The following is a 15,924-nucleotide window of genomic DNA, read 5'->3' on the forward strand; positions in this document are numbered from 1 at the left end:
CGCGATCCGGGGGCAGAAGGCCGGGCACACAACCCCGACCGAGGAGGCCGGACATGCTCCCGCTGCTGTTGGTGCTTCTGCTCGCACTGATCCTGTTCGGTGCCGGCTTCGCTCTCAAGGTGCTCTGGTGGGCAGCCGTCATCGTGCTGGTCGTCTGGTTGCTCGGCTTCGTCGCCCGAGGGACCTCGTCGACCGGCGCGCGGGGCCGTTGGTACCGCTGGTAGCCGCTCACGGAGCGGCCGGCGGCGGTCGGCCGCTCCGCGCCGAGGGGCCGTCCGGTCGGGCGGCCCCGTTGTCCTTGCGCCCAGGCGGGCGGGCCCGCAGCGGCTCCCGTGCGACGGTATGACGGGACCTCCGGTACCCCCGCCCGACGGGGTGGTGCGCCCCGGTCGCGTGGAGGTCCGGTGGAGGGCCGGGCCGGCGTCTCCGGCGGCTTTTCCCGGCCTGGTGGCGGCCGTTCCCGGCGGAACGGCCGCTGGGGTAGCCTCCGTCGGGTACCCACCGCACCCGGAGCGCGGACCGGCCACGTCCGGTCCGCCCGGCGGTGTTCACGACCGGATGCCGGGCCGAGGCCCCGCGTTCTACGGAGGCGACGTTCGATGGCTGTCCCGACCACGACCGACGGCCCACGGCAGCGCCCAGCGGGCGAGCCGGAGACGGCATTGGTGAACGAGCCCGAACTGCGCCAGCTGCTCGCCGGGTTGACGGCCGTCCGGGACGGTGACTTCAGCACGAAGCTGCCCGACGACGAGCACGGGTTGCTGGGCGAGATCGCCTCGGTGTTCAACGGGATGGTCGACCAGCTGTCGCACTTCACCTCGGAGGTGACCCGGGTCGCCCGGGAGGTCGGCACCGAGGGCCGGCTCGGCGGGCAGGCCAAGGTGCCGGGCGTGTCGGGCACCTGGGCGGACCTCACCGACTCGGTCAACGCGATGGCCGGCAATCTCACCTTCCAGGTGCGCGGGATCGCCCAGGTGACCACGGCGGTGGCCCGCGGCGACCTCACGCAGAAGATCGAGGTCGACGCCCGGGGCGAGATCCTGGAGTTGAAGAACACCGTCAACACGATGGTCGACCAGCTCTCCTCCTTCGCCGGGGAGGTGACCCGGGTGGCCCGGGAGGTCGGCACCGAGGGCCGGCTCGGCGGGCAGGCCAAGGTCGAGGGCGTCTCGGGGACGTGGCGGGACCTCACCGACTCGGTGAACTCCATGGCGGGCAACCTCACCGGCCAGGTCCGTGCGATCGCCCAGGTGGCCACCGCGGTGGCCGAGGGCGACCTCTCGCAGAAGATCACCGTCACCGCGCGCGGGGAGATCCTGGAGTTGAAGGAGACCATCAACACGATGGTCGACCAGCTCTCCTCCTTCGCCGACGAGGTGACCCGGGTGGCCCGGGAGGTCGGCACCGAGGGCCGGCTCGGCGGGCAGGCCAAGGTCGGGGGCGTCTCCGGCACCTGGAAGCGGCTCACCGAGAACGTCAACGAGCTGGCGGGCAACCTGACCCGGCAGGTCCGGGCGATCGCCGAGGTCACCAGCGCCGTCGCGGCCGGCGACCTGACCCGCTCGATCACCGTGGATGCCTCCGGCGAGGTCGCCGACCTCAAGGACAACGTCAACTTCATGGTCGAGTCGCTGCGCGAGACGACCCGCGCCAACGAGGAACAGGACTGGTTGAAGACCAACCTGGCCCGGTTCTCCGCGCTGATGCAGGGCCGACGCGACCTGGGCGTCGTCGCCGAGTCCGTGATGGACGAACTCGCCCCGCTGGTCGGCGCCCAGTGCGGCGCGTTCTACCTCGCCGAGGACGGCGGCGGGGGGACGGTGCTCCAACTGGTCGGCTCCTACGCGTTCCCCGACGGCGAGCGGCCCACCCGCTTCCGGATGGGCGAGTCCTTCGTCGGCCAGGCGGCGCGCAGCCGGCGGACCATCGCGGTGGGCGCCCTGCCGCCCGGCTACCTGGCCGCCTCCTCCGGCCTCGGCCGCACCGAGTCGCTGTCGCTCATCGTGCTGCCGATCGTGGTCGAGGGGCAGGTCCTCGGCGTCATCGAGCTGGCCTCCGTACTGCCGTTCACCCAGGTCCACCGGGACTTCCTGGACCAGCTGATGGAGACCATCGGCGTCAACGTGAACACCATCATCGCCAACGCCCGGACGGACGAGCTGCTCGGCGAGTCCCAGCGGCTCACCGCCGAACTCCAGGCCCGGTCGGCCGAGTTGCAGGCCCGGCAGGAGGAGCTCCAGTTCTCCAACGCCGAACTGGAGGACAAGGCGGAGCTGCTGGCCGCCCAGAACCGGGACATCGAGACCAAGAACCTGGAGATCGAGCAGGCCCGCCAGGAGCTGGAGGAGCGTGCCCACCAGCTGACCCTCGCCTCGAAGTACAAGTCCGAGTTCCTCGCCAACATGAGCCACGAACTGCGGACCCCGCTCAACAGCCTGCTGATCCTCGCCCAGTTGCTGGCGCAGAACCCCACCCGCAACCTGAGCGCCAAGCAGGTCGAGTACGCCGGCATCATCCACTCGGCCGGCTCCGACCTGCTCCAGCTGATCAACGACATCCTCGACCTGTCCAAGGTCGAGGCCGGGAAGATGGACCTCAGCGTCGACGCGGTACCGCTGCAGACCCTGTTGGACTACGTCGAGGCCACCTTCCGCCCGATGACCGGGCAGAAGAACCTCGCCTTCGCGGTCCGCACCGCCAACGGGGTCCCCGGCGAACTGCGCACCGACGACTACCGCTTGCGGCAGGTGCTGCGCAACCTGCTGTCCAACGCCGTCAAGTTCACCGAGCACGGCCGGGTCGAGCTGCGGATCGAGCCCGCCACCGCGGCCGAACTCCCCGACGGCGTACGGCGCGGCGTGCCGGTGCTCGCCTTCCGGGTCACCGACTCGGGGATCGGCATCGCGCCCCAGCACCTGGAGACCGTGTTCGGGGCCTTCCAGCAGGCCGACGGCACCACCAGCCGCAAGTACGGCGGAACCGGCCTCGGACTGTCCATCAGCCGGGAGATCGCCTACCTGCTCGGCGGCGCGATCACCGTCGAGAGCAGCCTGGGCCGGGGCAGCGTCTTCACCCTCTACCTGCCCGTGGTCCACGCGGAGGTCGCCGTCCCCGAGGCCCCGACGGCGGCCGTGGAGCCGAACGACGGCGTCTGCGCACGGCCCGCCGCGGACCAGGCCCACGAACCGGCCGACCGCTCGTCCGCGGGCCGGCCGCGTCGGCTCCTGGTGGTCGAGGGGCGGCCCAGCGGGCTGCTGACCCTGGTGGCGGAGAACGCCGTCGCCGACCTCGCCCGCTACTCCGCCGGGCACCGGGAGGTCGAGATCGTCACCGCCGTCGGTGCCCAGGAAGCCGCCACCGCGCTGGCCACCGCCCCCTGCCACTGCGTCGTCCTGGAACTGGACCTACCGGACGGCACGGCAGCGACCCTGCTGTCCGAGATGGAGGGCGACCCGGCGCTGCACACCGTGCCGGTGCTGGCGCACAACAACCGGAGCGTCGCCGTCCAGCACCCGGACGCGGTCACCCGCCCAGGCGGGCGACCGCTGGAACTGCTCGCCAGCCTCGACGAACTGCGCGAGCGGATCGCCCTCCACATGAGCGCCGACCACCCCGGCGGCGCGCTCCCGTCGGTCCGCGACGGGGACCGGGTCCAGGCCTGGAGCCCCGCCACCGGGCCGGCCCTCGCCGGGCGTACGGCGCTGGTGGTCGACGACGACGACCGCAACCTGTACGCGATCACCAGCATCCTGGAACTGCACGGGATGCGGGTCCTCCAGGCCGAGAACGGGCGCGCCGCCCTGGAGTCGCTGACCGCCCACCCCGGCATCGACGTCATCCTGATGGACGTGATGATGCCCGAGATGGACGGGTACACGGCCACCGCGGCGATCCGCGCGATGCCCGAGCACGAGGGGCTGCCGATCATCGCCGTGACCGCCAAGGCGATGCTCGGCGACCGGGAGAAGAGCCTGGCCGCAGGGGCGAGCGACTACATCACCAAGCCGGTGGACGCGGACGAGGTGATCAACCGGATCACCCACCACCTCACCCGGTAGCCGCCGTCCGGAGTCGCCGTCCGGAGCCGCCGTCCACGACCCAGGAGCCCACCACCGTGCAGCACCCACCGGAGCAGCCCGCAGCCGATCGCGCTCGGGCGGCGGACCCGGCCACCGTCCTGCCCAGGGTCGGCGCCCAGCGCACCCCGGCCGGTCCGCAGCCGGTCGGCGACGCAGCCCCGCCCGGCGAGGCGTCCCCGTCGTACGGTCCGGAACCGACGGGCCGCCCGGCAGCCCCGGGCGGCCCGGACCCGGACCCGGACCCGGACCCGGACCCGGACCCGACGGCGACCGCCATGGGCCGGCTCGCCAGCACGGTGGAGTGGCTGCGCCGGGAACTCGACCAGGCCCAGGCCGACTCGGCGGGCCGCGCCGTGGTAGAGCTGGCCGTCGGCGTCCTGGTGGAACGGCTGCGCTGCGGCCCCACCGAGGCCGCCCGCCAGCTGGAGGGCCTCGCCGAGCAGGCCGGGGTGACCACCCTGGCGCTGGCCGCCGACCTGGTCAACCAGGTCGCGGCCGACCGGATCTCCGCACTCGCCCGTGACTTCGTCGCCGGTACGGCCGTCCGTACCACGGACCCGGTCGCCCGCCGGCTGCGCAGCATCGAGGCCGACACTGTCGCGGGCGGCGACGCCGAGAGCGCGGCCCGCTCCATGCTGGAGCACGCCCTGCGGCCGCTCGGCGTGGCCGCGGTGGCCGTCTGGGCCGCCCATCCCGACCTCTCGCTCTCCCTCGCGGGCAGCGCCGGGTTCCAGCCGGAGGAGGCCCGCCGCTGGCGCCACGTACCCCCGGGCGTGCCCACGCCGGCCCGCCGGGCGCTGGACGAACGAGGCACCGTCGCCTACCCCGTGCTCGCCGACGCCTCGCTGCCCTCGATCGGCCAGCACGACGTCCGCGGCGGTCGGCTGGCCGTGCCGGCCGGGGTCGGCGGCCGGCTGATCGGCGTGCTGGAGCTCTGCTGGAACGAGGAACTCCCCGAGCGCTCCCAGCCCCTGCAACGGCAGTTCGAGGCGCTCGCCGAGGTGGCCGCCGCCACCCTGGAGTCCTGGGACGGACGGGAGTTCTCCGCCACCGATCCCGCGGACGCCCAGTTCGACGAACTGCGGCAGCTGGCCGACGGACTGTTCGACCCCTGCCTGGTCCTGCGGCTCGCCCCGGACCACGACGGACTCCCGCCCCGGTTCGTGATCCGGCACGTCAACCCGTCCTTCGCGGACTTCGCCGGCCGGCCGACGGTGGCCATCGTGGGTCGCCGACTGCTGGAGGCCTACCCGCTGGCGGCCGCACCGGGCGGTCTGGCCGAGATGGTCGAGCACGTCTTCGCCACCGGCGAGCCCTTCCGTACCCAGGACATGCGGCTGGCCGCCCTGGTCGACGGGGTGCCGCTGACCGCCCGGGCCCAGGTGGGCATCAGCCGGCACGGCACCCACCTGGTGGTCGTCTGGCGGCTCGACGACGGTACCCCGCGGGTCGCCCGACTGCTCCAGCACGCCCAACGCCTCGGCCGCATCGGCGGCTTCGAGGAGAACCTGGCGACCCGTCGGATCGACTGGAACGAAACCCTGTTCGAGCTGCACGGGCTCGCGCCGACCGACCGGCCGATCGCCCTCGACCAGCTCGCCGAGCACGCCCACCCGGACGACCGGCAGACCATCGGCCGCTTCCTGCGGACGCTGCTGCACCACCGGCGGCCCGCCTCCACCGCCTTCCGCCTCCAGCGCGCCGACGGGGTCACCCGGCACATCCGGGTGGTGGCGGAACCGGTGCACGACCCGGACAGCGGACTGCGCGTGGTCCGCGGCGCCTACCAGGACATCTCCGCCCAGCACTGGACCGAGGTCGCCCTGGCCGCCACCCGCGACCAGCTCGCCCAGAGCGAGCAGCAGGCCGCCGAGCGCAGCCGCCTCGCCCTCCAGCTCCAGCACGCCATCATGCCGCCCGCCCGGGGGCCGCTGGACCTTCACGACCTGCACGTGGCGGTGCGCTACCGCCCCGCCGAGAAGGACCACCTGGTCGGCGGCGACTGGTACGACGCCCTCGTGCTGCCCACCGGCGACGTCCTGATCTGCGTCGGCGACGTCGCCGGGCACGGCATCGAGGCAGCCACCGGCATGGTCGCGTTGCGCAACGCCCTGCGCGGCCTGGCCGCCACCGGTGCCGGACCGGGCCAACTGCTCAACTGGCTGAACAGCGTGACCCACCACCTCACGGACAACGTGACCGCCACCGCCGTCTGCGGGCTCTACGAACCCGCCACCCGGCGGCTGCGCTGGGCCCGCGCTGGCCACCCGCCACCGGTCCTGCTGCGCGAGGGCCGGGCGCGGACCCTCCCGCAGCTCGGCGGGATCCTGCTCGGCGCCGTCGACCAGGCGGACTACCAGGAGGAGGAGATCGTGCTCCGGCCCGGGGACACCCTGGTGATGTACACCGACGGGCTGATCGAGCGCCGCGACGAGTCCCTCCAGGCGTCGCTGAGCAACCTGACGACCCTCGCCGAGCGGGCGCACCGGCTGGCCGCCGAGGGTGGGGACGGCCTCGAGGGGCACCTGGACCACCTGTTGCAGTACAGCGGTGCCGACACCGACGACGACACCTGCTTGGTCGGGGTGGCGGTCGGCTGACCCGGGCCGTCGCAGCGGCCGGAGGCTGACCCCGGTCGCAGGCCGAGGTCGTCGGAGGCTGACGTCGTCTCATCATGTGGACGGTTGTGCGGTTCTCCGGCCGGAAAGCGGCGGGCTGCCCGTAGGGTGGCGGGTGCAGCTGGTTCGCCCCGTCCGCCAGGCGGGGTGTCGTAAGAGGGAACCCGGTGACGCCTTTCAACTGGCCAGTCCGGGACTGCCCCGCAGCGGTGAGTGGGAACGACCGCCGTCATACGCACTGGGCCCGGTTCGGGTCTGGGAAGCGACGGCCAGTAGGTGCCGGTCCTCGAGGAGGACGGGCGGGCCCGCGAGTCCGAAGACCTGCCACTGCCCGGGTGCGACCGTTCGCGCCCGGCCATCCGGTGACCTCGAGGGCGGGTCGGCGACCACACCTGGCGGAGCCGTACCCGTGTGCGGGGGCCCGTCCGGTCCGTCGTCCCTTCGCGTCCTCGTCCCCGTCGCCGGGCACTTGAGGAACCAGACTCGCGAAGGAGAGTCCCTTGACCACGAAGTCCGCAGCCGCGGCGACCCTCGCCACCGCCCACGGCTACCCCCGCCAGGGGCGGGGCCGGGAGTTGAAGAAGGCGATCGAGGGGTACTGGAAGGGCGCCGTCACCGCCGAGGTGCTGCTGGCCACCGCCGCCGACCTGCGCCGGGGGAACTGGCAGCAGCTCGCCGACTCCGGCATCGAGGAGGTCCCGACCGGCGACTTCTCGCTCTACGACCACGTCCTGGACACCACCGTGGCGGTCGGCGCGATCCCGCCGCGGCACCGGGCGGCGGTCGACGCCGACCCGCTGGACGGCTACTTCGCCATGGCGCGCGGCAACCAGGACGTCGCTCCGCTGGAGATGACCAAGTGGTTCGACACCAACTACCACTACCTCGTCCCGGAGCTGGGGCCGGACACCGCCTTCGCCGCGAACCCGGCCAAGGCCGTCGCCGAGCTCAGGGAGGCGCTCGCGCTCGGCCACGGCGCCCGTCCGGTGCTGGTCGGGCCGGTCAGCTACCTGCTGCTCGCCAAGCCGGCGCCGGGGGTGGCCCCCGACTTCCAGCCGATCACCCTGCTGGACCGGCTGCTGCCCGTCTACGCGGAACTGCTCGCGGCGCTCCGGGCCGCCGGTGCGGAGTGGGTGCAGCTGGACGAGCCCGCGCTGGTCCAGGACCGGACCCCGGCCGAGCTGAACTCCGCGGCCCGGGCCTACCGCGAGCTGGGCGCGCCGACCGAGCGCCCCAAGCTGCTGGTGGCGAGCTACTTCGACCGCCTCGGCGACGCCCTGGCGGTGCTGGCCAAGGCCCCGGTGGAGGGCCTGGCGCTGGACTTCACCGGACCGGCCGCCGCCAACCTGGCGGACCTCGCCGCCGTCGGCGGGCTGCCCGGCAAGCGCCTGGTCGCCGGGGTGATCGACGGCCGCAACATCTGGATCAACGACCTGGGCGCCTCGCTGGCCACCCTGGCCACCCTGCTCGGGCTCGCCGACCGGGTCGACGTCGCGCCCTCCTGCTCGCTGCTGCACGTGCCGATCGACGCCACCCTCGAACGCGACATCGACCCGCAGATCGCCCGCTGGCTCGCCTTCGCCAAGCAGAAGGCCACCGAGACCGCGCTGCTGGCCCGCGCCCTGCGCGAGGGCACCGGCGCGATCACCGCCGAACTCGCCGCCAACCGCGCCGACCTGGCCTCCCGCGCCACCTCGCCGATCACCCGCGACCCGGCCGTGCGCGCCCGCACCGCGGCCGTCACCCCGGGCGACGCCCGGCGCGCCCAGCCCTACCCCGTACGGGCCGCGGCCCAGCGGGCCCGGCTCGCACTGCCGCTGCTGCCGACCACCACCATCGGCTCCTTCCCGCAGACCACCGAACTGCGCGTCGCCCGGGCCGACCTGACCGCCGGGCGGATCGACGCCGCCGCGTACCGGGAGCGGATGGAGGCGGAGGTCCGCGAGGTGGTCGCCTACCAGGAGAAGACCGGCCTGGACGTCCTGGTGCACGGCGAGCCCGAGCGCAACGACATGGTCCAGTACTTCGCCGAGCAGCTCACCGGCTACCTGGCCACCCGGCACGGCTGGGTGCAGTCCTACGGCACCCGCTACGTCCGGCCGCCGGTCCTGGCCGGGGACATCTCCCGCCCGCAGCCGATGACCGTCGACTGGTTCCGCTACGCCCAGGACCTGACCGACCGCCCGGTCAAGGGCATGCTGACCGGCCCGGTCACCATGCTCGCCTGGTCCTTCGTCCGCGACGACCAGCCGCTCGCCGAGACCGCCCGGCAGGTGGCCCTCGCCCTGCGCGACGAGGTCGCCGACCTGGAGGCCGCGGGCGCCGCCGTCGTCCAGGTCGACGAACCGGCCCTGCGCGAGACCCTGCCGCTGCGCGCCGCCGGTCGCCCGGCCTACCTGGACTGGGCCACCGAGGCCTTCCGGCTGGCCACCTCGGGCGTGCGCGCCGACACCCAGGTGCACACCCACATGTGCTACGCCGAGTTCGGCGCGATCATGACCGCGATCGACGAACTCGACGCCGACGTGATCTCCCTGGAGGCGACCCGTTCGCACATGGAGGTCGCCGGGGAACTGGCCTCCGCCGGGTACCCGCGCGAGGTCGGCCCGGGTGTCTGGGACATCCACTCCCCGCGGGTGCCGAGCACCGAGGAGGCCGTCGAGCTGCTGCGGGCCGGACTGGCGGCGATCCCCGCCGAGCGGCTCTGGGTCAACCCCGACTGCGGCCTCAAGACCCGCGGCTGGCCCGAGACCCGCGCCTCGCTGGACAGCCTGGTCGCGGCCGCCCGCCGCCTGCGGGCCGAACTCGCGGGCTGATCGGGCGGGTTGATCAGATGGGCTGATCAGGCGGGCCGATCGGACGGGTTCGGGGGCGGGCGCGGCACGGCTGCCGGGCCCGCCCCGTGGGTTGGTCAGCCCGCGCGCTGGGTGCGGGCCAGGGTGCTCGCCTCGGTGCGGCGGTCCGGGGAGGCCACGTCCACCGGGGTGCCGGCGCCCGAGCCGGGGCGTTCGGCCCAGCCGCGCAGGCGGTCGGCGAGCCGGTTCACCCGGCGGTCCTGCGGGCCGAGGGCGAGGTAGAACAGCGACTCGTCCACCTCGTCGTCGTCCCCGCCCCAGCGCACCACGCCCTGGCAGTCGGCGAGGATGTCGCGCAGCACCAGTTCCTGGTGGGCGAAGAGGCCGCCCTTGGCCGAGGCGCCGGGGCGGATGCGGACGGCGGTGCCGGAGGCGAGGTTCGACTCCGGCAGTGCCGTCCGCAGGCCGCCGATCTCCTGCCAGCCGAGCAGGTCGCCGTCGGGGAGTTCCTCCACCTCGTAGTGGAAGCGCCGGATCAGGTGGACGAGGATCTCCTCGACGTCGCCGATCCGGAGGTCGACCGAGAGCCCGGTGCCGGCGACCTGGCGGGTCCAGACGGTGGAGACGTGGTTGGCCTCCTTCTCGATCGTCCAGCCGTTGGCGCTGGTGGGGAGCTTCCGTTCGGTGAGTTCGGGGAGCCCGGGAGCCTGCGGCGGGGTGGTGCCCGGGGCGGCCGAGGCCGTGCCCGGGAGCAGGGCGGCCGTGGCCGCGGCCGCGCCGAGGACGGCGGCGCCCCGGACGGCGGTCCGTCGGGTGACGGTGCGCCGGGTGACGGTGGTCTGCACGTTTTCCAACTCTCTTTCTCCTACAGGACGACGATGAGCACGAAGGTGGGCACCAGGGTCAGCAGGACGCTGGTCGGCCAGTACACCGCGCGGCGGCCGTGCGGGGCGGTGCGGCGCCGCAGGGCGCGGTTGGCGAACCACCACAGGACGGCGGAGCCGAGCACCAGGGGGCCGGGCAGCAGCAGCCACGGCAGGACACCGTCGTTCTCCGTCGGCTCACGGCTGGTCCAACCGAGTGCGGCGAGCGGCCAGTTGGCGGCGAAGTAGTAGAGCAGCCAGACCGGGACGATGCCGGGCACCCCCAGCAGGAGGTTCACGACGGCGGCGGTGGGGGAGTAGTCCCGGGGCCGTTCGGCGTCCGCCGGGGCAGCGGAGCTCACTTGGTGCGGGAGAGCAGGTTGTAGCCCTCCAGGACGTTGTACAGGCCGATCAGCTCGCGGCCGTACTGCTGGGCGTCCTCGCCGAGGCCGTTGTACCGGGCGAGCAGGGCCTGGGTGTCGGCCGGGCCAGTGGTCAGGTCGGGGCGGGCGATCTTGAGCTGGTGGGCGTTGTAGACCGTCAGGTAGGCGACCGAGCGGATGTTGTAGGCCGGGTCCTGGAGCTTGTCCCAGACCTCCCGCAGGTTGGGCTCGGCCAGCGGGGAGCCGTTGATCAGGCCTTCCTTGAGGCAGTAGTTGCGGGCGGCCATGGCGACCCGGGCGAAGATCTGGCCCCAGCCCGTGCTGCAGTCCTCCAGGATCCCGTTGCGGACGCCGGCGTCGGAGACCGCGTCGAGCGGGTTCAGCTTGCGCAGCTCCCACAGGACGGGGGCCTGGATCAGGGCCTTGCGCAGCTTCAACTCGCGGGCCAGCGCGGTGAACAGCCAGTCCGCGCTGAGCACCAGGTCGTACGCCTTGGTGGTGGAGACCCCGCCGAGGGTGACCCAGTCGGAGTCCGTCCAGCCGGAGCCGCCGGTCTCCGGGACGCCGATCGAGGTGAGGTACTTCTGCACGTCGCGCAGCATCGGGTCGCGGTAGGCGGTCTTGTCCAGGTCCACGTCGAGCCCGGCGACGCTGGGCAGGCCCGGGTCGAAGTCGCCCTGGCCGGTGTCCCGGCCGGAGGCGATGTTGTTGTCGATCTCGATGGCGCCCGCGCCCGAGCCGACGGTGATGGTGGCGATCTGGTCGAAGGCCCAGTTGGTCGGCATCGGGTAGCCGAGGTTGCCGGAGAAGCCGCTGGACATGTCGGAGACGAAGCTGGTCTCCGCGTAGCCCGCGTCGGCGACCCGCTGGCAGACGTTGCGCGGGCCGTAGATCCCCACCCGGTACGGGGAGTTCTCGCTGATGGTGTGGTGGACGCCCCGGAAGTGCGGGACGATCTTGGCGGTGACCTCGCCGTCCATCGCGTCGTAGTCGACGGCGAAGTAGATGGTGGTGCCGGGCTTGAAGCCGTGGAAGCGCGCCCACTCGACCGCGCGGAAGGCGTCGTTGTTGCCCTGCTCGTAGCCGAAGTAGTCCGCCGACCGGCTCCAGGTCTGGTAGATCGGGAAGCAGCGCAGGCCGTACTGCTTGATGGTGGCCAGCTCGCCCGGCTGGATCTGCTTCTCCGGCAGGCTGGTGGTCGAGGCGTTGGAGAGGTACCGGCCGATGTACTGGTAGCCGGCGTCCTTGAGCGCCTGGGCGCGGGCCGGGGTGATCTTGGTGACGCCGTCGCAGGCCGTGCCCCGGCGGGTCTGGTCGCCGTAGGAGACCAGCAGCGAGGCCCAGGTCTGGAAGTCGCCCGTGCCGGTGACCGGCAGCTTCACGAAGGACTGGAAGGCCTCCACGCCGCTCTTCACGGTGGCGGTGAAGTCGCCGAGCGGGACGTCCCGCTTGTTGAGGATCATCGCCGCGGTGAACAGCGTCGGCCAGGTGCCGGTGGCGCCGACCGTGAGGGTGCGGCCCTTCAACCCCGCCTGGGTGCCGGGGCCGAAGGCGCCGTTCGCGGTGCCGTCGGCCATGCCCAGCTCGTACTGGATCGCCAGCAGCATGGACTTGGCGACGTCCCGGGAGTGGTGCCCGTCGCAGGGGATGACGAAGAAGTCCTTGCGGTTGACGTAGCGGCCGTTCAGCCACCGCTGGATGGCCCGGACGCCGTCCGTGCCGCCGTTGACGGTGACGTAGGCGTCCATGGTGAGCAGGCCCTTGACCACCTTGGGTTCGAGGGCGCTGCCCGGGAACACCGACTCCAGGCCCATGTGGGTCTTGAGCCTGCCGACCGCGGCCTTCACCCGGTCGTTGTACTTCCCGTCGATCTCGCCGCCGTCGTAGCCCTTGCAGTACAGGGCGGCCTGGAGGATACGGCAGAAGTTCGCGGACGGGACGGTCGACTCGTCGAGCCTCGGGTACTTGGCCTGGAGGGTCGAGAGGGTGGTCGGGCCGAAGGAGTTCGACAGCGCTGTGATGCCCATCTCGTACTGGAGCGCGCGGGTCAGCGCGTACATGGTCGGCCAGCCGGTGCGGCCGTCCTCCTCCAGCTTCGAGATGCCGAGCATGGCACCGCTGTTGTAGGTCGTGTTGATGAACTTCTGAGCCAGACGAACCATCTCGTCAGCCATGAGCTGTCTCCCGTGTTCCGGTGGAGCGCCGCCACCCCTCTCCGGGGCACGGGGGAGACCGCGGGGCGGCCGGGCGCGAGCAGGGCGGCACCTCCGCCACCGTGGCGGTCCGGTGGAACGAGGCCGGCGGTGATGCCCCCCCTGGAAACGGCCGCGGTCCCCCCGTTGCGGCACGAGGAGGAACTTTACCAGGGCTTTGGGGAGAATTGACCTGCTGTTTGGTTCTGCTCGGCTCGGCCTGGTTCTGCCCGGCGCGGCCCGGTGCTCTTCTCGGGCCCGGTGATCCGGGGTCAGGACGTCCGGTGGGGGTGGAAGCCGTGGCCGCTCTTGCGACCGAGGAGGCCGGCCTCGACCATCCGGGAGAGCAGTGGCGGCGGGGCGTAGAGGGGCTCCTTGTACTCGTCGTACAGGGAGCGGGCGATGGCCTCGACGGTGTCCAGGCCGATCAGGTCGGCGAGGGCGAGCGGGCCCATCGGGTGGGCGCAGCCGTGGACCATGCCGGCGTCGATGTCCTCCGGGGTGGCGTGGCCGGCCTCGGCCATCCGGATCGCGGACAGCAGGTAGGGCACCAGCAGGGCGTTGACGACGAAGCCGGCCCGGTCGCGCGAGTGGATGACGTGCTTGCCGAGGGCGTCCCGGGCGAAGGCCTCGACCCGGCGCAGGGCGGTGCGGTCGGTGTGCAGCGAGGAGACGAGTTCGACCAGCGGCATCACCGGCGCCGGGTTGAAGAAGTGCAGGCCGAGGACGTGCGAGGCGCGGCCGGTGGCGATGCCGAGGCGGGTGACCGGGATGGACGAGGTGTTGGTGGCGAGGATCGCCCCGTCGTCGACGAGGACCTTGTCGAGGGTGGTGAGCACCTCGGTCTTGGCGTGCTCGTCCTCGACGACGGCCTCGACGACGAGCTGGCGGTCCGCCAGCGCCGCCGGGTCGTCGGCGAACAGCAGGTGCGCCCAGGAGGACTCGCGCTCGGCCGGGTCGATCCGGCCGCGGTCGACGGCGCGGTGCAGGGAGCGGTCGATGCGGCCGCGGGCGGCCCGGAGCGCGGCCCGGTCCTTCTCGCAGACGACGGTGTCCAGGCCGGCGCGGGCGAAGACCTCGGCGATGCCCGCGCCCATCTGTCCGGCGCCGACGACGGCGACGCGGCGGATCTCGTTCGTTCGGGTCTCGTCCGTCGGGAGCTCGGTCGTTCGGATGTCGTTCATGGTGCGGTGCCTCCGTGGTGGTGTGGCTCAGGCCGTGGCGCGCACGCGGACCAGGTGGCGGGCGTAGGCCTCGGTGGTGAGGAAGGCGGGCAGTTCGTCGCCGAGGGAGGTCTCGGTGAGGACCCGTACGGCGGCGTCGAGGAGCTCGGGGTCGACGCCCTCGGCGAGGAGGGCGGCGCGCTCGCGGTCGATCAGCCGGCGCACCAGGTCCGGGGTGGCGAGCGAGCCGCCGGTGAGCCGGGTGCAGTGGTGCTGCCACTGCCAGATCTGGCAGCGGGCGATCTCGGCGGTGGCGACGTCCTCCATCAGGCCGAACACGGCGACGGCGCCGGCGCCGCCGAGCCAGGCGGTGAGGTAGCGCAGGGCGACGGCGACGTTGGCGCGCAGCCCCTGGTCGGTGGGCAGGCCGGCGGACAGCCGGTGCACGCCCAGCAGGTCGTCGGCGGTGACCTCGACGTCCGCGCGGGTGCGGTCGAGCTGGTGCGGGAACGCGCCGAGGACGGCGTCGAAGGCGGTGCGGCAGGTGTCCACCAGGCCGGGGTGGGCGACCCAGGAGCCGTCGAAGCCGTCCCCGGCCTCCCGCTCCTTGTCGGCCCGCACCTTGGTCAGGGCGACGGCGTTGGCGGCCGGGTCGCGCTGGGGGATCGCGGCGGCCATCCCGCCGATGGCGTGGGCGCCGCGCCGGTGGCAGGTGCGCACGAGGAGGTCGGTGTAGGCGCGCAGGAAGGGCTGGGTCATGGTGAGGGTGGCGCGGTCCGGCAGGACGTAACGCGGGCCGTGCTGGGCGAAGTTCTTGATCAGGCTGAACAGGTAGTCCCAGCGGCCCGCGTTCAACCCGGCGGCGTGGTCGCGCAGTTCGTAGAGGATCTCGTCCATCTCGAAGGCGGCGGTGATGGTCTCGATCAGCACGGTGGCGCGGACCGTCCCGTACGGGATGCCCAACTCGGCCTGGGCGGCGGTGAAGACGTCGTTCCACAGCCGGGCTTCGAGGTGGTTCTCCAGCTTGGGCAGGTAGAAGTACGGGCCGCTGCCGCGTTCGATCTGGCGCCGGCCGCAGTGGAAGAGGTAGAGGCCGAAGTCGACCAGGGCGCCGACGGCCGGGCGGCCGTCGATCAGCAAGTGGGCCTCGTCCAGGTGCCAGCCGCGCGGGCGGACCACGATGGTGGCCGGGTCGGTCCCGACGGAGTAGTGCTTGCCGTCCGGGGTGGTCTCCTCGATCCGGCGCTCGATCGCGTCGGCCAGGTTCAGCTGGCCGGTCACCAGGTTGTGCCAGGTGGGGGAGGTGGCGTCCTCGAAGTCCGCGAGCCACACCTTCGCGCCGGAGTTGAGGGCGTTGACGGCCATCCGGCGCTCGGGCGGGCCGGTGATCTCCACCCGGCGGTCGGTGAGGCCGGGGCCGGCGCCGGCCACCCGCCAGCTGGCGTCCGCGCGGACGGCGGCGGTCTCCGGGCGGAAGTCCAGGGTGCCGCCGGACGCCAACTCGGCGGCGCGGCGAGCGCGTTCGGCGAGCAGCTCGGTGCGGCGGGCGGCGAACCCGTCGTGCAGCCGGGCGAGGAAGGCGAGGGCCTCGGGGGTGAGGACCTCCTCGAAGCGGTCCTCGGGCTCTCCGAGGACCTCGACGCGACGGGACTGGCTCATCCGGTTCTCCAGGGAAGCAGGCGGGGCGGGTCAGGTGGGGACGGGTCGGGCGGGGACGGGTGGGGCCCGGGGCCGCGTCCCTCAACGCGGCCCCGGGCGGGTGGGCGGCACGGAGCTCCCTCGCTCCGCCGTACGGGCCGCCGGGGTGGCACGCTCCGGTGGGTGGACGACC

9 protein-coding genes and 1 riboswitch are annotated in these 15,924 nt (G+C 73.2%); of the genes, 4 read left to right on the forward strand and 5 right to left on the reverse strand.

The features are described from left to right. Positions 1–53: 53 nt before the first annotated feature. From ACFXOZ_RS06885 to metE, 4 genes are all read left to right on the forward strand, one after another. On the forward strand, positions 54–224 hold the full coding sequence (locus ACFXOZ_RS06885; RefSeq protein ID WP_380529829.1) for a hydrophobic protein: 171 nt from the start codon (positions 54–56) through the stop codon (positions 222–224). A 441-nt stretch (positions 225–665) separates the two neighbouring features. After that, on the forward strand, positions 666–4,058 hold the full coding sequence (locus ACFXOZ_RS06890) for a HAMP domain-containing protein (protein ID WP_380588062.1): 3,393 nt from the start codon (positions 666–668) through the stop codon (positions 4,056–4,058). A gap of 56 nt (positions 4,059–4,114) precedes the next feature. Beyond that, positions 4,115–6,679 carry a SpoIIE family protein phosphatase gene (locus ACFXOZ_RS06895; RefSeq protein ID WP_380588065.1) on the forward strand — a complete coding sequence of 855 codons (2,565 nt, stop codon included), beginning with the start codon at positions 4,115–4,117 and terminating at the stop codon, positions 6,677–6,679. 171 nt (positions 6,680–6,850) lie between these two features. After that, positions 6,851–7,020: riboswitch (cobalamin riboswitch) on the forward strand. 177 nt (positions 7,021–7,197) lie between these two features. Then, positions 7,198–9,513 carry a 5-methyltetrahydropteroyltriglutamate--homocysteine S-methyltransferase gene (gene metE, locus ACFXOZ_RS06900; RefSeq protein WP_380588068.1) on the forward strand — a complete coding sequence of 772 codons (2,316 nt, stop codon included), beginning with the start codon at positions 7,198–7,200 and terminating at the stop codon, positions 9,511–9,513. Positions 9,514–9,608: 95 nt separating this feature from the next. Here the strand turns inward: metE and ACFXOZ_RS06905 are convergent, their stop codons facing one another. From ACFXOZ_RS06905 to aceB, 5 genes are all read right to left on the reverse strand, one after another. Continuing rightward, complete coding sequence (locus ACFXOZ_RS06905; protein WP_380588071.1) at positions 9,609–10,337, reverse strand: hypothetical protein; 729 nt, start codon at positions 10,335–10,337, stop codon at positions 9,609–9,611. Positions 10,338–10,357: 20 nt separating this feature from the next. After that, the gene (locus ACFXOZ_RS06910; RefSeq protein WP_380529820.1) at positions 10,358–10,717 is read right to left on the reverse strand and encodes a hypothetical protein; all 360 of its coding nucleotides are present in this window, start codon (positions 10,715–10,717) and stop codon (positions 10,358–10,360) included. Further along, positions 10,714–12,912: a glycoside hydrolase domain-containing protein gene (locus tag ACFXOZ_RS06915; protein ID WP_380588074.1), complete on the reverse strand. Its 2,199-nt coding sequence runs from the start codon at positions 12,910–12,912 to the stop codon at positions 10,714–10,716. Before ACFXOZ_RS06915 ends, ACFXOZ_RS06910 begins: the two co-directional genes overlap by 4 nt. Before the next feature lie 290 nt (positions 12,913–13,202). Beyond that, positions 13,203–14,114 (reverse strand): 3-hydroxybutyryl-CoA dehydrogenase, encoded by a 912-nt coding sequence (locus ACFXOZ_RS06920; protein WP_380588077.1) that lies wholly within the window; start codon positions 14,112–14,114, stop codon positions 13,203–13,205. A gap of 27 nt (positions 14,115–14,141) precedes the next feature. Continuing rightward, positions 14,142–15,752: a malate synthase A gene (gene aceB, locus ACFXOZ_RS06925; RefSeq protein ID WP_380588080.1), complete on the reverse strand. Its 1,611-nt coding sequence runs from the start codon at positions 15,750–15,752 to the stop codon at positions 14,142–14,144. Positions 15,753–15,924: the final 172 nt, after the last annotated feature.

Origin of the sequence: Kitasatospora sp. NPDC059160, assembly GCF_042755465.1 — a bacterium.
Taxonomy (GTDB): Bacteria; Actinomycetota; Actinomycetes; order Streptomycetales; family Streptomycetaceae; genus Kitasatospora.